This is a genomic window from Streptomyces sp. NPDC057877, assembly GCF_042796855.1.
Classification (GTDB): Bacteria; Actinomycetota; Actinomycetes; order Streptomycetales; family Streptomycetaceae; genus Streptomyces.
In genome coordinates, this window is record NZ_JBHVMS010000016.1 from 118,149 (window position 1) to 140,612 (window position 22,464).

Sequence of the window (22,464 nt, forward strand, 5' to 3'; positions counted from 1 at the left end):
GAACGGCACCCACTCCATGGCCCCGGTCACGTCCCTCACCGCCTCCGTCCACCAGCACCTCGCCACCGCCCTCACTTCCGCCCTCCCGGAAGCCGACGGAGTCGACCCGCTGCTGCGACGAAGCGACCGGGCCGACTTCCAGGCCAACGGCATCCTCGCCCTGGCGAAGAAGGCCAAGGCCAACCCGCGCGACCTCGCCACCCAGGTCGTCGCCCAGGTCACCACCGGCGACGTGATCAAGGACATCGAGGTCTCCGGCCCCGGCTTCCTGAACATCACCGTCACCGACCAGGCGATCACCAACAACCTCGCCGCCCGCGCCACCGACCCGGACGCCCGCCTCGGCGTGCCCACCTCCGCCACCCCCGGCACCACGGTCATCGACTACGCCCAGCCGAACGTGGCCAAGGAGATGCACGTAGGCCACCTCCGCTCCGCCGTGATCGGCGACTCGGTCGTCCAGCTCCTGGAGTTCACCGGCGAGAACGTCGTCCGCCGCCACCACATCGGCGACTGGGGCACCCAGTTCGGCATGCTGATCCAGTACCTGGACGAGCACCCGCACGAACTGGACCACGAGGACACCGAAGTGAGCGGCGAGGAGGCGATGTCCAACCTCGACCGCCTCTACAAGTCCGCCCGCAGGCTGTTCGACTCCGACGAGGAGTTCAAGACGCGGGCCCGCCGCCGGGTGGTCGACCTCCAGGCGGGCGACCCGCGCACCCTCGCCAGCTGGCAGAAGTTCGTGGACGAGTCGAAGATCTACTTCTTCTCCGTCTTCGAGAAGCTGGACATGGAGGTCCGCGACCCCGACATCGTCGGCGAGTCCGGCTACAACGACATGCTCGCCGAGACCTGCCGCCTCCTCGAGGAGTCCGGCGTGGCGGTCCGCTCGGAGGGCGCGCTCTGCGTGTTCTTCGACGACGTCAAGGGCCCGGACGGCAACCCGGTCCCCCTGATCGTCCAGAAGTCGGACGGCGGCTACGGCTACGCGGCCACGGACCTCTCCGCCATCCGCGACCGCGTCTTCAACCTCAAGGCGAACACCCTCCTCTACGTCGTCGACGCCCGCCAGTCCCTGCACTTCAAGATGGTCTTCGAGACGGCCCGCAGGGCGGGCTGGCTGAACGACGACGTGACGGCGGTCCAGCTCGCCTTCGGCACGGTCCTCGGCAAGGACGGCAAGCCGTTCAAGACCCGTGAGGGCGAGACCGTACGCCTGGTGGACCTCCTGGACGAGGCGATCGAGCGCGCGACCGCGGTGGTGCGGGAGAAGGACACCCAGCACCAGCTCTCGGACGCGGAGATCGCCGACCGCGGCACCCAGGTCGGCATCGGCGCGGTGAAGTACGCCGACCTGTCGACGTCGGCGAACCGCGACTACAAGTTCGACCTGGACCAGATGGTCTCGCTGAACGGCGACACGTCCGTCTACCTCCAGTACGCGTACGCCCGTATCCAGTCCATCCTCCGCAAGTCCGGCGACACCCGCCCGGCCGCGCACCCGGAGCTGGCGCTGCACGAGGCCGAGCGCGCCCTCGGTCTGCACGTGGACGCGTTCGCGGAGACGGTCGCGGAGGCGGCCTCGGAGTACGCGCCGCACAAGATGGCGGCGTACCTGTACCAACTGGCCTCGCTCTACACGTCGTTCTACGACAAGTGCCCGGTCCTGAAGGCCGACACCGCCGCCCAGGTGGAGAACCGCCTCTTCCTGTGCGACATCACGGCCCGCACCCTGCACCAGGGCATGGCCCTGTTGGGCATCAGGACACCCGAGCGCCTCTGACCGACGGCACCGCGGAGTGCGTCAACGGCCGCGTGGGCCACGGGCGGACGGCCGATTGTCAGTGCCCGCCCTTACAGTCACCGGCATGGCGACTCTCCCCAATCCCTTGCCGCGGCTGACCACGGACCCGTCCGGCCGTTCCCTCGGTCTGCGGCTGCCGCCCGGCAGACTGATCGACGCGACCCGGGACGGCCGTGGCCCCGAACCGCTGCTGTGGCAGGCGCAGATGCCCGCGGGCCCGGGCGCCTGGGCCGCCGACCGGCCCGCCCGCAGGGCCGCGGGTCTGGTCCCGCTGCTGGTGGACGTCGGCGGCGACCAGGGCGGCCCGGAGGGCTGGGACCTGGCGCCGGAGGAGATGTCGTACCCGGGTGACCACGACGCCGAGGAGGTGCTGGCGGACCTCTGGGAGCAGAACGCGGCGGACGAGCAGGCCTCCGAGGGCGCCGACTACCCGGGCCGGGAGGACGTCGTCGAGCTGTTCGGCGAACCCCGCGGCTACGACGACACGGTGGCCCCGTTCGGCCCCACGTGGCCCGGCCTCGCCCCGGCCGGTTCCCTCACCGTCGACCCGGACGTGCACGCGGCCACCGTGGCCGGTTCCCTCACCCAGAACCTGGACTGGTTCAAGGACCCGCGCCTCGCCCTGGTACCCGCCCGCCGCTCCGCCGACATCCTCGCGGCGGTCGGCTGGACCGGCCCGCTGAACCACGAGCCCGACACGGGGCTCCTCTGCGCGGTCCTGCGCTCCTGGGAGGACCGCTTCGGCATACGCGTGGTGGGCGTCTCCTTCGACGTGCTGGTGGTCTCCGTGGCCGCCCCGCCCACCACGAGGGACGAGGCGGAGGCCGTCGCCGCCGAGCACTACGCCTTCTGCCCGGACAACATCACCCAGGGCCACCACGAGACGCTCCGCGAGTACGCGGCGGAACAGGTGCTCGGCGAACGGACGTGGACGTTCTGGTGGGACTGAACCAACCCCCGGGCCCAGCAAGCCCCCACCACCACCTCAGCGCAGCAGCCGCGCCGCCTCGACGGCCCAGTACGTCAGGATGTTCCGCGCCCCGGCCCGCTTGATCCCCGTCAGCGTCTCCAGGATCGCCCGCTCCCGGTCGACCCACCCCTTCTCGGCGGCGGCCTCGATCATCGAGTACTCACCGGAGATCTGGTACGCCGCCACCGGCACGTCCACCGCGTCCGCGACCCGCGCCAGGATGTCGAGGTAGGGCCCGGCGGGCTTCACCATCACCATGTCGGCCCCCTCCTCCAGGTCGAGGGCCAGTTCCCGCATGGACTCCCGGAAGTTGGCGGGGTCCTGCTGGTACGTCTTGCGGTCCCCCTTCAGCGAGGAGCCGACGGCCTCCCGGAAGGGCCCGTAGAAGGCGGACGAGTACTTGGCGGTGTAGGCGAGGATCGCCACGTCCTCCCGCCCGATCTGGTCCAGCGCGTCCCGGACGACCCCGATCTGCCCGTCCATCATCCCGCTCGGCCCGACCACATGGGCCCCGGCGTCCGCCTGCACCTGCGCCATCTCGGCGTACCGCTCGAGGGTGGCGTCGTTGTCCACCCGCCCCTCGGCGTCGAGCACCCCGCAGTGCCCGTGATCCGTCGTCTCGTCCAGACACAGGTCGGACATCACGAGCAGCTCGTCCCCGACCTCGGCCCGCACGTCCCGGATGGCCACCTGGAGAATCCCGTCCGGATCGGTCCCCGGCGTCCCGAGGGCGTCCTTCTTCTCCTCCTCCGGCACCCCGAACAGCATGATCCCGGAGACCCCGGCGGCCACCGCCTCCGCCGCCGCCTTCTTCAGGCTGTCGCGCGTGTGCTGCACGACCCCGGGCATCGCCGTGATCGGCACCGGCTCGCTGACGCCCTCGCGCACGAAGGCGGGCAGGATGAAGTCGGCGGGGTGCAGCCGCGTCTCGGCGACCATGCGCCGCATCACGGGCGTGGTACGCAGCCGCCGGGGCCGCGTACCCGGAAAGGATCCGTACGTCGTCATACCACCTAAGCTACGCCCGCCCGCCCCCCGCACTTACAGACACCGCGTCGGACGGAGCCGCAGGTGCGGCGCCCCCCGGGCCGGGGTCATCCTGGAAGGAAGACCAGGACCCCGACGGCCTGCTCCGCCTCCGCCCCAGCGCCGCCGCCGTCCCTCCGTACCCCACCACGGAGGACGCGATGACCGCCCTCGACCACACCCCGGACCTGTTCGCCCTCTCCACGATCCGCGGCCCCGTGCTGCGCCCCACCGACGAGGGCTACGACGCCGAAGTGCGCGGCTTCAATCTCGCGGTACGGCACTCCCCGGACGTCGTCGTCGGCGCGACCGGCGAGGACGACATCGTCACGGCGCTGCGCTGGGCCGCCGCCACCGGCACCCCGGTCGCCGTCCAGTCCACCGGCCACGGCGCGAACTCCCCCGTGGACAGCGGCCTGTTGATCAGCACGGCCCGCATGGCGGACGTGCGCGTCGACGCCGGGACCCGCACCGCGACGATCGCCGCGGGCGCGAAGTGGCGGGACGTCCTGGAGGCCGCCGACCCGTACGGCCTGTCCGCCCTCACCGGCACCTCCACCGACGTGGGCGCCGTCGGCTACACGGTCGGCGGCGGCCTGCCCGTCCTCGGCCGCGCCTACGGCTACGCCGCCGACCTGACCCGCTCCTTCCGCGTCGTCACCCCCGACGGCGTCCTGCACACGGCGAGCGCCACCGAGGCACCGGAACTCTTCTGGGCCCTGCGCGGCGGCAAGGGCAACGTGGGCGTGGTCACGGCCCTGACCACCGATCTGATCCCGGTCCCCCGCCTCCTCGGCGGCGGCATCCACTGCACCGGCGAACACGCCGACACCCTGCTCTCCGCCTGGACGGCGTGGACGGAGACCGTCCCGGACCCGATGTGCAGCGCGTTCCACATGCTCCGCCTGCCACCCATCCCGGAGATCCCGGAACCCCTGAGCGGCGGTTTCTGGGCCCGCGTGGCCGTCGCCTGGCCCGGCGACCCGGCGGAGGGCCAGGAACTCCTCGCCCCCCTGCGCTCATCGGCTCCCGTGGAGGTCGACACGGTCGCGGAAATGGCCTGCACCGCCATCGACTTCATCCACATGGAACCCCGGGACCCGCTCCCGGCCCGAGAGTCCTGCGCCCTGCTCCGCGCCCTCCCCCGGGAGGCCCAGACCGCCTTCCTCCACGAATGCGGCCCCTCGGCGCCCCCGGACTACCCCCTCCTGATGGTCGGCATCCGCCACATGGGCGCGGCCCTTTCCCGCCCCCCGGCCACCCCGGACGCCATCTGCGCCCGCGACGCGCGCTTCCTCCTGGAAGCGGTCAGCGTCATCCCCACCCCCGAGGCCACGGCGGCGGCCGAACAGGCCACGGCCTCCCTCCACCGGGCCGTGGCCCCCTACGGCACCGGCCGCACCATGGTCAACATCCACGGCCGCCCCGGCGACGCCAAGGACCGGGCCCGCGCCTGGACCCCGGAGACGTACGCACGCCTGCGCGAGGCCAAGACGACCTACGACCCGTCGAACCTGCTCCGCTTCGGCCACGCGGTGCCTCCGGCTGCCGACGCCTTCCCCTCGCGGGACTCGTAGAACTCGTAGAACTCGTGCGACTCGCAGAAGTCGTGCGACTCGTGGTACTCGCGGGACAACGCAAAGCCGCGAGGGGCGGATCCGCATCCGCCCCTCGCGGCCTCTTCCTGGACGACGATCAGGTCGTGGACCGGCGCCGCCGGGCCCCCGGCCGCCGCTCACTCGGCCGGGTCACCGGATCCCCGGCCTCCACAGCCGACGCCCGCCTCCGCGCGCCGAACTCGGCCAGCGCCTCGGCCAGCTTCAGCACCGAGGGCTCGGGCGCCATGACGTCCACCCGCAGCCCGTGCTCCTCGGCCGTCTTCGCCGTAGCGGGGCCGATACACGCGATCACGGTCACGTTGTGCGGCTTCCCGGCGATGCCGACCAGGTTCCGCACCGTCGACGACGAGGTGAAGAGGACCGCGTCGAACCCGCCCCCCTTGATCGCCTCGCGCGTCTCCGCGGGCGGCGGCGACGCCCGCACGGTCCGGTAGGCCGTGACGTCGTCGACCTCCCAGCCCAGCTCGATCAGCCCGGCGACCAGCGTCTCGGTGGCGATGTCGGCGCGCGGCAGGAAGACGCGGTCGATCGGGTCGAAGACGGGGTCGTAGGGCGGCCAGTCCTCGAGGAGTCCGGCCGCGGACTGCTCCCCGCTCGGCACCAGGTCGGGCTTCACGCCGAAGGCGATCAGCGCCTTGGCCGTCTGCTCGCCCACCGCGGCGACCTTGATCCCCGCGAAGGCGCGGGCGTCGAGGCCGTACTCCTCGAACTTCTCCCGGACGGCCTTCACCGCGTTGACGGACGTGAAGGCGATCCACTCGTAGCGTCCCGTGACCAGGCCCTTGACCGCCCGCTCCATCTGCTGGGGGGTGCGCGGCGGCTCCACGGCGATGGTCGGCACCTCGTGCGGCACGGCGCCGTACGAGCGCAGTTGGTCGGAGAGCGACGCCGCCTGCTCCTTGGTCCGCGGTACGAGCACCTTCCAGCCGAACAGCGGCTTGGACTCGAACCAGGACAACTGGTCGCGCTGGGCGGCGGCGGACCGCTCCCCGACCACGGCTATCACCGGGCGACCGCCGTCCGGCGAGGGCAGCACCTTCGCCTGCTTCAGGGTCTGCGCGATGGTGCCGAGCGTGGCGCTCCAGGTGCGCTGCCGGGTGGTCGTACCGGCGACCGTCACCGTCATCGGGGTGTCGGGCTTGCGTCCGGCGGACACCAGTTCGCCCGCGGCGGCGGCCACGGAGTCCAGCGTGGTGGACACGACCACGGTCCCGTCGGACGCCCCGACCTCGGTCCAGCACCGGTCGGACGCGGTACGCGCGTCCACGAACCGGACGTCCGCGCCCTGGGCGTCCCGCAGCGGGACACCGGCGTAGGCGGGCACGCCGACCGCGGCGGCGATGCCGGGGACGACCTCGAAGGGCACCCCGGCGGCGGCGCAGGCGAGCATCTCCTCCGCGGCGCACGTGTCGAGTCCCGGATCCCCGGGCACCGCACGCACGACCCGCCTGCCGCCCCGCGCGGCCTCCATGACAAGATGTGCGGCATCCCGTTCCGCGGGGGCGCCAACGGTTGTTGACGTGCCGTCAACAACCGTCAGCTGAGGCGTGCCCGTGCCCGGAACCGGGTCCGCGGAGACACCCGCGGACGGACCCGGGTCCGTGTTCACGATGGCGACGCCTGCCCTGGCATGGGCGCGGACGACGTCGAGCACCTCGTGCTCGGCGACGAGGACATCCGCGTTCGCCAGCGCCTCCACGGCGCGCAGAGTCAGTAGTCCCGGATCTCCGGGTCCGGCACCCAGGAAGGTGACGTGCCCGTGTTCCGGACCGGCGGGAAGGGTGGTGGGGCTCACTGTGCTCGCTCCCCCATCAGACCGGCCGCGCCCTGGGCGAGCATCTCGGTGGCGAGTTCGCGACCGAGCGCCACGGCGCCCTCGTGCGTCTCGGGCACGGGACCGGTGGTGGACAGCTGCACCAGCGCCGAGCCGTCGGTCGTGCCGACGACGCCGCGCAGGCGCATTTCCTTGACAATCTGCCCGTCGGCAGCCAACAAGTCGGCCAGCGCGCCCACAGGGGCGCTGCAACCGGCCTCCAGGGCGGCGAGCAGTGACCGCTCGGCCGTCACGGCGACCCGCGTGAACGGGTCGTCGAGTTCGGCGAGCGCGGCGATCAGCGCAGCATCCTGGGCGGTGTGCCCCGCCCTGCACTCGATCGCCAGCGCCCCCTGGCCGGGGGCGGGCAAGACCGTGTCGACCGACAGGAAGTCGGTCACTTCCTCGCTCCGGCCGATCCGGTTCAGTCCGGCGGCGGCCAGTACGACGGCATCCAGCTCACCCTTGCGGACGTATCCGATCCGGGTGTCGACGTTGCCCCGGATCGGGACCGTCTCGATGTCCAGGCCGTGGGTGCGCGCGTACGCGTTCAGCTGCGCCATCCGGCGCGGCGAACCGGTGCCGATGCGGGCCCCGCGCGGCAGGTCGGTGAACTTCCGCGCGTCCCGCGCGACGATCACGTCCCGCGGGTCCTCCCGCTCCGGGACCGCCGCCAGCACCAGCTCAGCGGGCTGGGTGGTCGGCAGATCCTTCAGCGAGTGCACCGCGAAGTCGACCTCGCCCCGCAGCAGCGCGTCGCGCAGCGCGGTCACGAAGACCCCGGTGCCGCCGATCTGGGCGAGCGCCTCGCGGGAGACGTCGCCGTACGTGGTGATCTCCACGAGCTCCACGGGCCGGCCGGTCACCTGGCTCACGGCGTCCGCCACCTGCCCGGACTGGGCCATGGCGAGCTTGCTCCGCCTGGTCCCGAGCCGTAGTGCCTTGTCACTCATGCTGGCCCTCGGTTCTTGGCGTTCTGGTGTTGCTGGTCTTGCGTCTTGGTGTCGTCCTCGGCGCGGGACACGGCGGCCACCGTCTCCTGGTCGAGGTCGAAGAGGGTGCGCAGCGCGTCCGCGTACCCGGCGCCCCCGGGTTCGGCGGCGAGTTGCTTGACCCGGACGGTGGGCGCGTGCAGCAGCTTGTCGACGACGCGGTGCACGGCCTGCCTGATCTCGCCGCGCTGCTTGTCGTCCAGGCCGGGCAGCCGCCCGTCCAGCCGCGCGATCTCGCTGGCCACCACGTCGGCGGCCATCGTGCGCAGCGCGACCACGGTGGGCGTGATGTGCGCCGCCCGCTGTGCCGCCCCGAAGGCCGCGACCTCGTCCGAAACGATACGGCGGACCTGGTCGACGTCGGCCGCCATCGGAGCGTCGGCCGAGGCCTCGGCGAGCGACTCGATGTCCACCAGGCGCACCCCGGCCAGCCGGTGCGCGGCGGCGTCGATGTCCCGCGGCATCGCCAGGTCGAGCAGGAACAGCACCGGCTCGGGACGCGGCACCACGGCCACCGGCTCCGGCCTGCGCAGCTCGGGGATCCGGCCGACGGCCGCGGCGGTCGCGGCGAGCGCGCCGATCAGCTCGGCGTCGGCCTCGGGGCCACGGCGTCCGGCCTCCCGGCGCTCGACCGCGCCGCCCGCCGCCCACGCGGCGTGCTGCTCCAGCGTCGCCGCGTCCATCCCGGCGACCGCGGCCTCTCCCATCACGGAGAACCCGGGCGCGGACAGGTCCAGCGGGCAGCCGTCCTCGGCGCCGACGCTGGTGGGCGGCAGCGGGGTCTGCCGCTCCTCCGCCGCCTTCTCCTTACGGGGCTCAGGACCGGGCCCGGTGTCCGCGACGGGCTCCCCCGTGCGGCCCTCGAACGCGGCGGCGACCATCTCGGCGGAGAGCACGAGACCGGTCGCTCCGGTGCAGGACACGGCGATGTCGGCACGTGTCAGTTCGTCCCGTACCGCCCCCATCGGGACCGACCGGGCCGCTACGGCGTTGTCGTCGGCCTCGGTGAGGATCCGCGCCAGGCGCTCGGCCCGCTCCTGGGTGCGGTTGGCGATCACGACCTCGGCGACCCCGGCGCGCGCGAGCGTCGCGGCGGCCAGCGAGGACATCGAGCCCGCGCCGATCACCAGCGCCCGCTTGCCCCGCGCCCACTGCTCCACCGGCGTGTCGACGGCGAGCTGCTCCAGGCCGAAGGTGACCAGGGACTGCCCGGCGCGGTCGATGCCGGTCTCGGAGTGGGCGCGCTTGCCGACCCGCAGCGCCTGCTGGAACAGGTCGTTCAGCAGCCGTCCGGCGGTGTGCAGCTCCTGCGCCCGGGCCAGGGAGTCCTTTATCTGGCCGAGGATCTGCCCCTCGCCGACGACCATCGAGTCCAGTCCGCAGGCCACCGAGAACAGGTGGTGGACGGCCCGGTCCTCGTAGTGCACGTAGAGGTAGGGGGTCAGCTCCTCCAGCCCCACCTCGCTGTGCTGGGCGAGCAGCGTGGACAGCTCGGCGACCCCGGCGTGGAACTTGTCCACGTCGGCGTACAGCTCGATGCGGTTGCAGGTGGCGAGCACCGCGGCCTCGGTGGCCGGTTCGGCGGCGACCGTGTCCTGCACCAGCTTGACCTGCGCGTCCGCCGTCAGCGTCGCCCGCTCCAGCACGCTGACCGGGGCGCTGCGGTGGCTCAGGCCTACGACGAGAAGGCTCATGCGGGCATCACGGCGGGCATGTCCCCGTCAGGTCCCTGGTCGGCGGGCGCGGGGGCGGTGGCGGTGGCGGTGGCGGTGGCCGCCGCGGCGGCGCTCTCCTCACCGGCCTTGCGCTGCTCGTGGAAGGCGAGGATCTGAAGCTCGATGGACAGGTCCACCTTGCGCACGTCGACGCCGTCCGGGACGGTCAGCACGGTCGGCGCGAAGTTCAGGATGGAGGTCACCCCGGCCCCCACGAGCCGGTCGCAGACCTGCTGCGCGGCACCGGCGGGGGTGGCGATGACACCGATCGACACACCGTTGTCCTGGATGATCCGCTCCAGGTCGTCGGTGTGCTGCACGGGGATACCGGCGACGGGCTTCCCGGCCATCTGCGGGTCGGCGTCGATGAGCGCGGCGACCCGGAAGCCACGGGAGGCGAAACCGCCGTAGTTGGCGAGGGCGGCGCCGAGGTTACCGATACCGACGATCACGACCGGCCAGTCCTGGGTGAGCCCGAGTTCACGGGAGATCTGGTAGACGAGATACTCGACGTCGTAGCCGACGCCCCGCGTGCCGTAGGAGCCGAGGTACGAGAAGTCCTTGCGCAGCTTCGCGGAATTGACCCCCGCCGCGGCGGCCAGCTCCTCGGAGGAGACCGTGGGTACCGAGCGCTCGGAGAGTGCGGTGAGGGCTCGGAGGTACAGCGGAAGGCGGGCGACGGTGGCCTCGGGAATCCCTCGGCTGCGGGTCGCCGGTCGGTGAGTTCGGCCAGTTGCCACGGTGCTCCTGCGGGTAGAGCGGGGCTGTGGGCGGTCATACGTTCCCGGACCGCCCCGTCGAAAGCAGGCTATGTCTTTGTGAACGCGTGCACAAAGATGGTGTCCGATTTGCCCGGGCAACGTGACACGGGTCACGACCGAACACACGGTTCACTCTCCCTGGTCTGTTCGCTGTCTACTTGGTCAACGCCCGCCTCAGGCGTCCCGCGTCGACACGCCAGAAGGTGTGCTGCTCACCGTCGACGAGGACGACGGGGATCTGCTCCCAGTAGGCGTCGTGGAGCTGCGCGTCCTGAGTGATGTCCTTCTCCTCCCAGGGCACGCCGAGATCGCCGCACACCTTCTCGATCACGGCCTGGGCGTCGTCGCAGAGATGGCAGCCGGGCTTGCGGATGAGGGTGACGAGACGTTCGTGTGGCGGGCGTGCCTTACGGCGAAGAATGGGACTCATACCGGCCATTCTCGCGCCCCGCGGGCGGTTGGTTAAGCGGTCGGCTTTAACGACTGGGTCGCGGAGAGTTCACACCCTTCAAACCTCTCGACTCCGGAACCACCGAACAAACTGGCTATGCTCACGGGCATGGCCGCTCTAGGATGGCTCACTCCCCGTAGGCGCTCCGCCACGGCGCGGAGCGTGTTGGCAGGCGAGGCCTCGGCGGAGGCCGCCCGCAAGTCGGTCCCCGAGGAAGAACCGGAGTTCCCGGTACTCGGCGACGACCGCGCGGCCGCGTTCTTCGACCTGGACAACACCGTGATGCAGGGCGCCGCCCTGTTCCACTTCGGCCGGGGCCTGTACAAGCGGAAGTTCTTCGAGACCCGCGATCTGGCGCGGTTCGCCTGGCAGCAGGCGTGGTTCCGGCTGGCGGGTGTCGAGGACCCGGAGCACATGCAGGACGCCCGCGACTCGGCCCTCTCGATCGTCCAGGGCCACCGCGTCTCCGAGCTGATGTCGATCGGCGAGGAGATCTACGACGAGTACATGGCCGAGCGCATCTGGCCCGGGACGCGGGCGCTGGCCCAGGCGCACCTGGACGCGGGCCAGAAGGTGTGGCTGGTCACCGCCGCGCCGGTGGAGATCGCCCGGGTCATCGCCCGCCGCCTGGGACTGACCGGCGCGCTGGGCACGGTCGCGGAGTCCGTCGACGGCGTCTACACCGGCAAGCTGGTCGGCGAGCCCTTGCACGGCCCGGCCAAGGCGGAGGCGGTCCGCGCACTGGCCGTCGCGGAGGGCCTCGACCTCTCCCGCTGCGCGGCCTACAGCGACTCCCACAACGACATCCCCATGCTCTCCCTCGTCGGCCACCCCTACGCCATCAACCCCGACAGCAAACTCCGCCGCCACGCCCGCGACATGGACTGGCGCCTGCGCGACTACCGCACCGGCCGCAAGGCCGCCAAGGTCGGCATCCCGGCCGCCGCGGGCGTCGGCGCGGTAGCAGGCGGCACAGCAGCGGCCATCGCCCTGCACCGCCGCCGCCGGTAGCCTCCGGCGGGAGCGGGGCGGGGCCAGGCCGGGGGCTACCTGCGGGCTCGTCGTGGCTGACCGCGCAGTTCCCCGCGCCCCTGGGGGCATACGGTCGCCGTACCGGCAGGCAGCTACCGCACCCGCCGCACCTGCCCTAGCTGCGGGCAGTCGTGCCGCTGGGGCGGCACCGGTGGGCGTGGCGGCACCCCGTTAGCGCCGGGCTGCGCGGCCCACCCCGCGCCCACACCCACCCCGCGCACCCCACCAGCGCAGGTGAGCGAAACCCACCCCGCCCCCGCCCCACACACGCCGTGGCCAACGAAACGCGGCCAATCCCATCCCCGTACCCACCCAACCCCCCGACCAGTCACCTTGGCTGGACACCGCCACAACACGCCCCGTACCGACCCGGAATCCGAACCCAACCGATCAACAATCGGTCACTCCACGCAACTTGATAGACAGTCAATCGGTTACAGAAGCGACGTAATCGATGATTTGAGCAACCGGGTGTAGCAGCGCCTGCACGAAGCGTTATTCTCCTCAAACGCAAACCGGTACCCCTCCGTCGCTACGACGGGTGAACGGTCCCGCACTGCACGTGATGGAAGCTCTGCCTCTGGGAGTCCCGTGTACCCACACGTCGGGGTTGACGCCTCGGGCCTGGCTACGCTGCGCGCAACGGTCCTAGACCTGTTGCGCGGCTTCGTCCCCACCGCGTACGCCAGCCCCGCCTTCGCCACCGCCGCACCGCTCGCCCCGTGCTACGCACTGGCCGACGGCAGCGCCGCGGTCGGCAGACGAGGCCGCTCGTCGGGGTCGTCGGCGGCCACCGCACGCCGACCCGCCGCCGACAGCGACAGCGCCCGGATGATGGACCTCGTGGAACGCGCCCAGGCGGGCGAGGCCGAGGCGTTCGGCCGCCTCTACGACCAGTACAGCGACACCGTCTACCGCTACATCTACTACCGGGTCGGCGGAAAGGCGACCGCGGAAGACCTCACCAGCGAGACCTTTCTGCGCGCCCTGAGAAGGATCGGCACCTTCACCTGGCAGGGCCGCGACTTCGGCGCCTGGCTCGTCACCATCGCCCGCAACCTCGTCGCGGACCACTTCAAGTCCAGCCGCTTCCGCCTGGAGGTCACCACCGGCGAGATGCTCGACGCCAACGAGGTCGAGCGCTCCCCCGAGGACTCCGTCCTGGAGTCCCTCTCCAACGCCGCCCTCCTCGACGCCGTACGCCGTCTCAACCCCCAGCAGCAGGAGTGCGTCACGCTCCGGTTCCTCCAGGGCCTCTCCGTCGCCGAGACCGCCCGCGTGATGGGCAAGAACGAGGGCGCGATCAAGACCCTCCAGTACCGCGCCGTACGCACCCTCGCCCGGCTCCTCCCCGACGACGCGCGCTGAAACGCCACGCTCCGTAGCCATCAACTCGCCTCGCGTGACGGTCCGTTGCCTTCGCGGTCCGATCATCCGCCGTCCGTAACCCAAGTGCCGCGCCGCTCGTTGTGCGGGATGCAGGCTCCCTGTGGTCACTCCCTGACCGACTCCGATCGCTCGTTCGTATGGTTCGGCCGGGGGCGTGCAACCCTCAGGACCCCCTGGGGAGTCGACCGTCATGACGAGAGGAGGTGCCGCCAGTGATCGCGAACGTATCGGCGCACCGGCGGGCGAACGCCTTCGCCCAGGCCCTGGAGGAGCAGTCCGAGCCGGGCACGGCGGCCGAGCAGTCCGAGGGTTCGGCTCCGGCTGCCGCGGAACACACCGAGCAGGACCGTCTGTTGGCCCTCGCCACAGGCCTCGGCGACCTGCCCAAGCCGAAGCTGGACCCCGAGGTCAAGGCCGTTCAGCGGGCCCAGCTGGTGGCCGCGATGGAGGCCATGCTGCAAGAGGGCGGCGAGGCGGACCCCGCCGTCCCGGAGCAGCGCTCGACCCGGCCGCGCGGCGCGCACCGGGCGTCCCCGCTGGGCAAGTTCCGGCCACGGACACGGCTCGCCAAAGGGCTCACCGCGGGCGGGCTCAGCGTCGGCGTCGCCGCGGGCGCCTTCGGCGGCGTCGCCGCGGCCAGTTCCGACGCCCTGCCCGGCGACTCGCTCTACGGCCTCAAGCGCGGCATAGAGGATTTCAAGCTCGGCCTCGCCGACGGCGACCGCGAGCGCGGGCAGACCTATCTCGACCAGGCGTCCACCCGCCTGAGCGAGGCACGCCGACTGATGGAGCGCGGTCGCGGCGGCCAGCTCGACCACGAGTCACTCGGCGAGATCCGCCGCGCCCTGTCCGGCATGCGCCACGACGCCTCCGAGGGCCACCGCCTGCTCACCTCGGCCTACGAGCGCAACCCCGACTCCCTGGGCCCCATGCAGGCTCTCTCCGCCTTCTCCCGCTCACACCGCGACAGCTGGGGCGCCCTCCGCGAGCGGCTGCCCGTCCAGCTCGGGGACGTGAGCGAGCAGGTGTCGTCGGTGTTCGACGCCATAGACGAGGACGTCGCCCCGCTCCAGGACCTGCTCCCCCAGCCCCCCACCCAGGGCAACGGCGGCAGCCGGGACGACCACCGCACCGGCTCGGGACCGGCCGAACCCGGCCGGTCCGACCCCGGCCGCGCCACCACCCCCGGCGCGGGCAGCGACACCGGCGGCGACACCTCCGACGGCAGCCGTCCCGGCAGCGGCAGCCCCAGCCGCTCCGCCAGCTCCGGCACCGACAGCGACGGTCTGCTCGGCGGCGGCACCGGCGGCCTGCTGGAGCCCCCGGCCGACAGCACCGGCACCGCCTCCCCGTCCCAGGACGGCAGGACACCGACCAGCGAGCCCGACGTCACCCTCCCGCCCCTCCTCCCCGGCCTCCTGCCGGGCCTGAGCATCGAGGCGGACGACGCGGACTGAGCGGCCGACGGTGATACGGCGCTGGGGTGCCCTTCGCGGGAAGGGCACCCCAGCGCCGTATCCGTGCGGGTCGGAAAGCCGGTGCGGGCCGCTAGAAGAACACCGACCGGCGCTGCACCAGCAGCTTGTACAGCGTGTGCTGGATCTGCTCGCGCACCTGATCCGTCAGGTTGAACATCAGCATCGGGTCCTCCGCCGCCTCCGGCGGATAGCCGTCCGTCGGGATGGGCTCACCGAACTGGATCGTCCACTTCGTCGGCAGGGGCAGCGCGCCGAGCGGGCCCAGCCACGGGAAGGTCGGCGTCAGCGGGAAGTACGGGAAGCCGAGCAGCCGGGCGACCGTCTTGGCGTTGCCGATCATCGGGTAGATCTCCTCCGCCCCGACGATCGAGCAGGGGATGATCGGCGCGCCCTGCCGCAGCGCCGTGGAGACGAAGCCGCCGCGCCCGAAGCGCTGGAGCTTGTAGCGCTCACCGAAGGGCTTCCCGATGCCCTTGAAGCCCTCCGGCATCACCCCGACCAGTTCGCCCTGCCCCAGCAGCCGCTCGGCGTCCTCCGCGCAGGCGAGGGTGTGGCCGAGCTTGCGGGCGAGTTCGTTGACGACCGGCAGGACGAAGACCAGGTCCGCCGCGAGCAACCGCAGATGGCGGCCGTCGGGGTGGTGGTCGTGCACGGCGACCTGCATCATCAGGCCGTCCAGCGGCAGCGTCCCGGAGTGGTTGGCGACGATCAGCGCACCGCCGGAGGAGGGGATGTTCTCGATGCCCCTCACCTCGACCCGGAAGTACTTCTCGTACATCGGGCGCAGCAGGGACATCAGCACCTGGTCGGTCAGCTCGGCGTCGTAGCCGAAGTCGTCGACCTCGTAGTCGCCGGTGATACGGCGGCGCAGGAAGGACAGACCGCCCGCGATACGCCGTTCCAGGCCGCCCACGCGGCTCCCGGCTCCGTCCTGCGGGGGCTGTTCTTCCTCACTGGTCACAGGGACATCATCCTGCGCGGCGGCCTCACCGGGCAGAGGCGGGACCGCCCCCGGCACCGGCGGGACCACATGGACCGGCGGCACCGGGGAGACCGGCTGGATCTGCGACGACGTCTCGCCGCTGTCGTGGCTGGCCCCCTTGCGTCGGCTCCCCGCACCCCGGCGGCGCGGCGACCGCTGCGCGGCGCCCCCGCGGGACCGGTCGTCGTCGAACGGAATGACCTTGGCGTCCGCCATCGTTGCTGCGCTCCTCAGTTGGCGCTCTGCGTCGCGGGGTGGCCGCCGCCCGCGAGCGGCAGCGCCGCGATCCGGTCGACGGCCCGGGCGAGGGCCTCCGGCGGCAGCAGCCCGGGGCCGTGGCCGCGTGTGAAGTCCGCGAACGTCTCCGCGGTCGTGTACTTCGGCTTGAATCCCAGCGTCTCGCGCATCTGGGTCGTGTCCACCACCCGGCCGTGGGTGAGCAGTCGGATCTGCTCGGGCGAGAAGTCCGTCATCCCCAGCGTACGCACCAGCGACCCGGCCCAGGTGACGGCGGGCAGCAGCAGCGGCATCGTCGGGCGGCCGAGCCTGCGGGAGCACTGGGAGAGCAGCAGGACGCCGTCGCCGGAGATGTTGAAGGTGCCGCTGTTGAGCGTGCCGCGCTCCGGTTCGTGCGAGGCGATCCGCAGCACCTCGATGACATCGTCCTCGTGTACGAACTGCAGCCGCGGGTCGTAGCCGAACACGGTCGGCAGCACCGGCAGCGAGAAGTACGCGGCCAGCGGCGAGTCGGCGCTCGGCCCGAGCACGTTGGCGAACCGCAGCACGCACACCGCCACATCGGGGCGGCGCCGCGCGAAGCCCCGCACATAGCCCTCGACCTCGACCGTGTCCTTGGCGAAGCCGCCGCTGGGCAGCGACTTGGGCGGGGTGGTCTCGCTGAACACGGCGGGATCGCGGGGCGCGGAGCCGTACACGTTCGTACTGGACTTCACCACCAGCCGCTTCACGCTCGGCGACTTCTGGCAGGCGCCGAGCAGCTGCATCGTGCCGATGACGTTGGTCTCCTTGACCGTGGCACGGCTGCCGCTGCCCAGCGCGGTGGCGGTGACGTCCATGTGGACGACCGTGTCGACGCCCGTCTCGGCCAGCACGCGCGCGATGGTCGGCTGCCGGATGTCGGCCTGGATGAAGTCCGCGCCGCCCAGATGGTGCTCGGGCGGCACCGCGTCGACGGCGATGACCCGGTGCACCTGCGGATCGCGCTGGATCCGCCGTACGAACCGGCCTCCCAGCGGACGGGCCACTCCGGTCACCAGCACGACCTTGCCCAAGATCAGCGCCTTCCTTCCGCTCTGGGGCCGCCGCGGGCCGCCGCGGGCCGCCCTGGGGCGTGTCCACACCCTGCCGGGTTCCCCGTCTCCGGGCCAACTTAGCGGTTTGTTGTTGCGCTGTGATGACTGGTGGACGCGCGAGGTGACGGCAAAGACCGGAATCGAGCCGGAAGGACACCTGCCCGCACATGCATATGGCCCCCCATCGGGTGCGATGGGGGGCCACAGCGACACTGTCGCTCTTTCGGCGTCGCTAACTTCTACTTCTTGTTACGACGCTGAACGCGCGTGCGCTTGAGCAGCTTGCGGTGCTTCTTCTTGGCCATCCGCTTGCGCCGCTTCTTGATAACAGAGCCCACGACTACCCTCGCTCACTTCTCATCACTCGGTGTTTGGGCGCCATGGGCCCACACGACCTACGAGGGGCTAGCCTAACCCGCCCGAGCGCTGAGGTTGTAATCGAGGTCGCCGGATGGGGCTGGAGGGGCGGCGAAGTGCCCTGTACCGCTGATCGCGCACCCCTCCAGCCGATCATTCCGATCGCTCGTTACGTCCGATCGCTCCGGACAGCTGTCAGGCCGATTCCACCCCCACATAGCTGTCGCGGAGGTACTCGTGAACCGCATTCTCCGGGACGCGGAATGACCTCCCGACCCGGATCGCGGGCAGATGACCGCTGTGCACCAGCCGGTACACGGTCATCTTCGACACTCGCATCACCGCGGCGACCTCCGCCACGGTAAGGAACTGAACCTCGCTGAGAGGCCTCTCGTCAGCAGCCATGACACACCTGAACCTTCCGCACTCGACGGCCACCGGCTTCCCCTTCCGGTGACTCTTCGTCGCTGCGTGCTCACTCCCCAATGTAGGGGCGGGTGATGCGAGTGGGGAAGAGGTGCACCCATCGGCGGCCTACTGTGACAGACACGCTCGATTGAGTACGTAGCGGGTAAGCGGCCGGTAGTAATCAGACCGCACAGCGTCATCAAGTGGAACGGCGACGGACACGGACCCCTCGGCCTCCCCCACAAAGAGCGCGGGGTCATCGGTATCCGCCAGCCCAATGGCCTCAAACCCCAGCTGACCTGCTCCGCAGACCCAGCCGTGATCCCCGACCACCAGCTCCGGGAGAGGCCCACCGGCCTCCGCGAGCGCGGCCAGGGCGAGGCGAACCGGGAGCGGTGAGTGGGTGTGCGCGCCGGTCTCACAACCGGAGCCGGAGAGCCCGGGCCTCCGCACGAGCGCGACTCCTCGTACGTAGTCAAGGTTGTGCGTACGTAGACCGAACCGGGTCGTTATGTCGACACAGCGACCCTGCGCTGGGGTGAGGACATCACATCCCACCGCCGACATCGCGTCTGCCAGAGCGGCGTAGAAGCCCAACAGCCTGTGCGGGTGCCCGGTGCCGAACAGCACGGGTCCACGCCTGCGAGCAGCCGCCGCCAACCGGTCCGCGAACGCGTCCAGCGCGACCAGCGTCCGCTCCGGGTCGATCACATCATGCCCTGAAGTGTGCCGAGGATCGGCCGAAACTCCACACTTGGCCGCCATCAGTTCAATCAACTCCCGCTCCCCCCAATCCCCTTGTGGATCAATACCGATCAACACCCGAGGATCCCGAGCAGCGAACAGCCGATAGCTCCGCAGGCTCTCCTCCCGCAGGGTCCCCACCACCCCCGCCAGCCGAGCCTCCACCAGATGCGCCCGCAACCCAGCGCTCATCACCATCCCCCGATGCTCCCGCAGCCCCCACCGCCGGACTCCGCGAACACCGGAACAGTGCACGGTCGGCGTAATCGGGCCTTGGCCGCGGGCGGTCGGGCCGCTGGGGGAGGGTGGGCGCGGCGGCACCCCACCGACGCCGGGCTCCGCGACCCACCCCCGGCCAGCACCCACCCCGCGCCCCACCAGCGCAGGCACAACACCCCCGCGCCCGGCGGAGCCCTACGCCAGCAACCCCCGCAACGGAAACACCGCCCGCCGAACCGCCAACACCGCCTGATCCACCCGATCAGACGGGTCGTAGCCCGCTTCCCACCCCACCCACTCCACAGGCCACCGGCCATCCGTCATCCGCCCCGGCCCCAACTGCCGAGTCCGAGCGAACACCCCACTCCGCCAGGCCTCGGGCACCCCCGCCCCCGGCTCGATCTCCCGCCCCGCGGCGATCCCCACCAGATGGGTCCAGGACCGCGGCACCACGTCCACCACCGCGTACCCCCCGCCCCCCAAGGCCACCCACCGCCCATCGGCGTACTCATGAGCCAGCTCATGACAGGCGACCTGCACAGCCCGCTGCGCATCCAAGGACACCGCCAGATGCGCCAACGGATCCTCGAAGTGCGTGTCCGCCCCATGCTGCGTCACCAACACCTGCGGCCGAAAATCCGCCACAAGCTCCGGCACCACCGCGTGAAACGCCCGCAGCCACCCCGCATCCCCGGTCCCCGCCGGCAACGCGACATTCACCGCGGACCCCTCGGCCCCCGCACCCCCGGTCTCCTCCGGCCACCCGGTCTGCGGAAACAACGTCCGAGGATGCTCGTGCAACGAAATCGTCAGCACGCGCGGATCCTCCCAGAACGCCGCCTGCACCCCGTCCCCGTGATGCACATCGACATCCACATAGGCCACCCGCTCGGCCCCCAGCTCCAACAACCGCGCAATGGCCACAGCCGCGTCGTTGTAGATGCAGAACCCCGCCGCACCCCCCGGCATCGCATGGTGCAACCCACCCGCGAAGTTCACCGCATGCAGCGCGTCCCCCCGCCACACCGCCTCCGCCGCCCCCACCGACTGCCCGGCGATCAGCGCGGACGCCTCGTGCATCCCGGCAAAGGCAGGATCGTCCATCGTCCCCAGCCCGTACGACATGTCAGCCGCCCGCGGATTCACCGACGCCGCCTTCACCGCGTCGATGTAGTCCCCCCGGTGCACCAACCGCAGCGTCGACTCCCCCGCAGCCTTCGCCGCGACGACGTCCACCTCACGATCCAGCCCGAACGCCTCGACAAGCCTCCACGTCAACGCCAGCCGGACCGGGTCCATCGGATGGCCCGGACCGAAGTCATAGCCCGTTACTGCCTCGTCCCACATCAGCTGTGCGCGGCCACTCATGTCCGCCACCGTATCGGTCCGTCCGCCCCCCGAACGAGCGGGCGTACACCAGCGTCACCAGCACCAACACCATCGGCACAAGCATCGCCCCCCGATAACTCCACGCATCCCCCAACGCCCCCACCAACGGCGCCCCGACCAGAAACCCCACGTAATTGAAGATGTTCAACCGAGCGATGGCCACATCCGAAGCCCCCGGAAACAGCCGCCCCGCCGCCGCGAACGTCTGCGGCACGATCACACACAACCCCAGCCCCAAGAACGTGAACCCCACCATCCCGACCCACGCCCCCGGCGCCCCCGCCACCACCGCGAACCCCACCGCGGCCACAACAGCCCCACCCCGTACGACGCCCACGGCCCCGAACCTCCGCACCCCGAGGTCCCCCACGGCCCGCCCCACCAGCGTCGTCACCATGTACACGTTGTACGGCACCGTGGCGAGCTGCTCACTCCCCCCGAGCACGTCCTCCACGTACTTGGCACTCCAGTTGGAAACAGTCGCATCCCCGATATAGGCAAAGGCCATCACCAGGCACAACGGCAACAGCGCCTTGAACACAACGCCGTCCCGCTCCCCACCCCCGGAGCCGTCACCCCCACCCCCGTCGACGTACCACCGGCTCCCCACCAGCGCCGCAGGCACCAGCACAACCACCACCGGCCCATACGCCACCACCAACGCCATGTCCCAGTGCGCCCCCACCCAAGCCAGCGACGCCCCGACGATCCCACCCAGGCTGTACGCGGCATGAAACCCCAGCATGATGCTGCGCCCGTACGACCACTGAAGACTGACCCCGAGCATGTTCATCGAGGCGTCCAACGCCCCCACCGCCAGCCCGAACGCGGCAAGCGCGACCCCCAGCTCAACCGCCCGCTCCCCGGCCCCCACCCCGAGCAGCGCCACCAACACCACCGGCTGGGACCACCGCAACACCGAACTGGGCCGTATCCCCCGCCTCACCAGCCACTCGGTCCCCACACTCCCCACCCCGGCCAGCACCGGTACGGCGGCCAGATACGCGGGCAACAGCGCATCCGACACCCCGTACCGGTCCTGGATCGCCGGGATACGCGTCACTAGCAGCGCGAACGCGACCCCCTGGGCAAAGAAACCGAACGCCAACGAGGCCCTACCGCGCCGCAGCACATCAGTCATGGCGGCGAGCGTAGGGCCCCGACCTACCGCTGGGTACATCCAGCCAAAGATGAATTTCCCTCAGCTTTACCTCAGCAGATCAAGCAGCTCCCCCATGTCCCGGAAGACCCCCTTGGTCCCCGCCAGCTTCTCCACCGCCGTCATCGCCGCGAACCCGTACACATCCATCCCCGCCGCCAGCGCGGCCTGCACCCCGAGCGGACTGTCCTCCACGACGACACACCGCTCAGCCGCCACCCCCATCCGCTCGGCGGCATGCAGAAACAGATCCGGCGCGGGCTTCCCCCGCCCCACATCCTGCGAACTGAAGATCCGCCCCTCGTCGAACCACCGGTCCAGCCCCGTTGTCCGATGCCCCACCCGAATCCGCTCATGACTCCCCGACGAGGCCACGCAGTACGGCACCCCGTCCGCCGCCAGCTTCTCCAGCACCTCCCCCGCCCCCGCCACGGGCTTCAACTCCCGCTCGAAGGCCGCGAACACCCGAGCATGGAAGACATCATCGAAGTCATCGGGCAGCCGCCGCCCGGTCCGCTCCTCGACCAGGTCGTGCACGCGGTGCATGGCGGCACCCATGTAGTCGCGCAGGGAGTCGTCGTACGAGGTCGGATGCCCCAGCTCGGTCAGATACCCGGCCAGCAGCCGGTTGGAGATGGGCTCGCTGTCCACCAGGACGCCGTCATTGTCAAAGATGACCAGGTCGTAACGCATGCCCTCGACCCTAAATGCAAAAGAGCCCCACACCGCGAGGTGTGGGGCTCTTCTCAAAATTTGTTCGGCGGCGTCCTACTCTCCCACAGGGTCCCCCCTGCAGTACCATCGGCGCTGTAAGGCTTAGCTTCCGGGTTCGGAATGTAA

General features: G+C 71.2%; 20 protein-coding genes and 1 rRNA gene. 6 read left to right on the forward strand and 15 right to left on the reverse strand.

Features of this window, described 5'->3' with window-relative positions; translation table 11 throughout:
* The first annotated feature begins 16 nt into the window (after positions 1 to 16).
* On the forward strand, positions 17 to 1,786 hold the full coding sequence (argS, locus tag ACFVQG_RS36860) for an arginine--tRNA ligase (RefSeq protein ID WP_383392498.1): 1,770 nt from the start codon (positions 17 to 19) through the stop codon (positions 1,784 to 1,786).
* Between the two features lie 85 nt (positions 1,787 to 1,871).
* Positions 1,872 to 2,756 carry a DUF4253 domain-containing protein gene (locus tag ACFVQG_RS36865; protein ID WP_383392501.1) on the forward strand — a complete coding sequence of 295 codons (885 nt, stop codon included), beginning with the start codon at positions 1,872 to 1,874 and terminating at the stop codon, positions 2,754 to 2,756.
* 36 nt (positions 2,757 to 2,792) lie between these two features.
* On the opposite strand, the gene hemB is transcribed toward ACFVQG_RS36865, so the two are convergent.
* The gene (gene hemB, locus ACFVQG_RS36870; RefSeq protein WP_383392504.1) at positions 2,793 to 3,785 is read right to left on the reverse strand and encodes a porphobilinogen synthase; all 993 of its coding nucleotides are present in this window, start codon (positions 3,783 to 3,785) and stop codon (positions 2,793 to 2,795) included.
* A 179-nt stretch (positions 3,786 to 3,964) separates the two neighbouring features.
* Between hemB and ACFVQG_RS36875 the strand changes: the two genes are divergently transcribed.
* Positions 3,965 to 5,380 carry an FAD-binding oxidoreductase gene (locus ACFVQG_RS36875; protein ID WP_383392506.1) on the forward strand — a complete coding sequence of 472 codons (1,416 nt, stop codon included), beginning with the start codon at positions 3,965 to 3,967 and terminating at the stop codon, positions 5,378 to 5,380.
* Positions 5,381 to 5,498: 118 nt separating this feature from the next.
* Here ACFVQG_RS36875 and ACFVQG_RS36880 read toward each other — a convergent pair whose 3' ends face one another.
* The 5 genes from ACFVQG_RS36880 to ACFVQG_RS36900 all read right to left on the reverse strand — a co-directional run bounded on the left by ACFVQG_RS36880 (position 5,499) and on the right by ACFVQG_RS36900 (position 11,142).
* The gene (locus tag ACFVQG_RS36880) at positions 5,499 to 7,217 is read right to left on the reverse strand and encodes a uroporphyrinogen-III synthase (protein WP_383392510.1); all 1,719 of its coding nucleotides are present in this window, start codon (positions 7,215 to 7,217) and stop codon (positions 5,499 to 5,501) included.
* Positions 7,214 to 8,188, reverse strand: a complete 975-nt coding sequence (gene hemC / locus ACFVQG_RS36885; protein ID WP_383392513.1) for a hydroxymethylbilane synthase — start codon at positions 8,186 to 8,188, stop codon at positions 7,214 to 7,216. Before hemC ends, ACFVQG_RS36880 begins: the two co-directional genes overlap by 4 nt.
* Positions 8,185 to 9,921: a glutamyl-tRNA reductase gene (locus ACFVQG_RS36890; RefSeq protein ID WP_383392515.1), complete on the reverse strand. Its 1,737-nt coding sequence runs from the start codon at positions 9,919 to 9,921 to the stop codon at positions 8,185 to 8,187. Before ACFVQG_RS36890 ends, hemC begins: the two co-directional genes overlap by 4 nt.
* A complete protein-coding gene (locus ACFVQG_RS36895; protein ID WP_383392518.1) occupies positions 9,918 to 10,682 on the reverse strand; it encodes a redox-sensing transcriptional repressor Rex in 765 nt (254 codons plus the stop codon). Before ACFVQG_RS36895 ends, ACFVQG_RS36890 begins: the two co-directional genes overlap by 4 nt.
* A 175-nt stretch (positions 10,683 to 10,857) precedes the next feature.
* A complete protein-coding gene (locus tag ACFVQG_RS36900; protein ID WP_383392520.1) occupies positions 10,858 to 11,142 on the reverse strand; it encodes a glutaredoxin family protein in 285 nt (94 codons plus the stop codon).
* Between the two features lie 120 nt (positions 11,143 to 11,262).
* Here ACFVQG_RS36900 and ACFVQG_RS36905 point away from each other — a divergent pair, with 120 nt between their 5' ends.
* The 3 genes from ACFVQG_RS36905 (at position 11,263) to ACFVQG_RS36915 (ending at position 15,032) form a co-directional block, all read left to right on the forward strand.
* A complete protein-coding gene (locus tag ACFVQG_RS36905; RefSeq protein WP_383392523.1) occupies positions 11,263 to 12,165 on the forward strand; it encodes an HAD family hydrolase in 903 nt (300 codons plus the stop codon).
* A 612-nt stretch (positions 12,166 to 12,777) separates the two neighbouring features.
* The gene (locus tag ACFVQG_RS36910) at positions 12,778 to 13,554 is read left to right on the forward strand and encodes an ECF subfamily RNA polymerase sigma factor, BldN family (RefSeq protein ID WP_383392527.1); all 777 of its coding nucleotides are present in this window, start codon (positions 12,778 to 12,780) and stop codon (positions 13,552 to 13,554) included.
* A 233-nt stretch (positions 13,555 to 13,787) separates the two neighbouring features.
* Complete coding sequence (locus ACFVQG_RS36915; RefSeq protein WP_383392530.1) at positions 13,788 to 15,032, forward strand: DUF5667 domain-containing protein; 1,245 nt, start codon at positions 13,788 to 13,790, stop codon at positions 15,030 to 15,032.
* A gap of 91 nt (positions 15,033 to 15,123) precedes the next feature.
* Here ACFVQG_RS36915 and ACFVQG_RS36920 read toward each other — a convergent pair whose 3' ends face one another.
* From ACFVQG_RS36920 to rrf, 9 genes are all read right to left on the reverse strand, one after another.
* Complete coding sequence (locus ACFVQG_RS36920) at positions 15,124 to 16,251, reverse strand: lysophospholipid acyltransferase family protein (RefSeq protein ID WP_383392533.1); 1,128 nt, start codon at positions 16,249 to 16,251, stop codon at positions 15,124 to 15,126.
* A gap of 14 nt (positions 16,252 to 16,265) precedes the next feature.
* Positions 16,266 to 17,327, reverse strand: a complete 1,062-nt coding sequence (locus tag ACFVQG_RS36925) for an NAD-dependent epimerase/dehydratase family protein (protein WP_383392535.1) — start codon at positions 17,325 to 17,327, stop codon at positions 16,266 to 16,268.
* A 260-nt stretch (positions 17,328 to 17,587) separates the two neighbouring features.
* Complete coding sequence (locus tag ACFVQG_RS36930) at positions 17,588 to 17,686, reverse strand: 30S ribosomal protein bS22 (RefSeq protein WP_003948845.1); 99 nt, start codon at positions 17,684 to 17,686, stop codon at positions 17,588 to 17,590.
* A gap of 214 nt (positions 17,687 to 17,900) precedes the next feature.
* Positions 17,901 to 18,110, reverse strand: coding sequence for a helix-turn-helix domain-containing protein (locus ACFVQG_RS36935; protein ID WP_383392537.1), 210 nt, complete (start codon positions 18,108 to 18,110; stop codon positions 17,901 to 17,903).
* Positions 18,111 to 18,239: 129 nt separating this feature from the next.
* Positions 18,240 to 19,055 (reverse strand): phosphatase, encoded by an 816-nt coding sequence (locus ACFVQG_RS36940; RefSeq protein WP_383392539.1) that lies wholly within the window; start codon positions 19,053 to 19,055, stop codon positions 18,240 to 18,242.
* Between the two features lie 216 nt (positions 19,056 to 19,271).
* Positions 19,272 to 20,444, reverse strand: a complete 1,173-nt coding sequence (locus ACFVQG_RS36945; RefSeq protein ID WP_383392541.1) for an acetoin utilization protein AcuC — start codon at positions 20,442 to 20,444, stop codon at positions 19,272 to 19,274.
* The gene (locus tag ACFVQG_RS36950) at positions 20,395 to 21,606 is read right to left on the reverse strand and encodes an MFS transporter (RefSeq protein ID WP_383392544.1); all 1,212 of its coding nucleotides are present in this window, start codon (positions 21,604 to 21,606) and stop codon (positions 20,395 to 20,397) included. The genes ACFVQG_RS36945 and ACFVQG_RS36950 overlap by 50 nt, the downstream gene beginning before the upstream one ends.
* 66 nt (positions 21,607 to 21,672) lie before the next feature.
* Entirely contained in the window at positions 21,673 to 22,317 is a 645-nt protein-coding gene (locus ACFVQG_RS36955; RefSeq protein ID WP_383392547.1) for an HAD family hydrolase, read from the reverse strand.
* A gap of 62 nt (positions 22,318 to 22,379) precedes the next feature.
* Positions 22,380 to 22,464, reverse strand: a 5S ribosomal RNA gene (rrf, locus tag ACFVQG_RS36960); the annotation flags it as partial.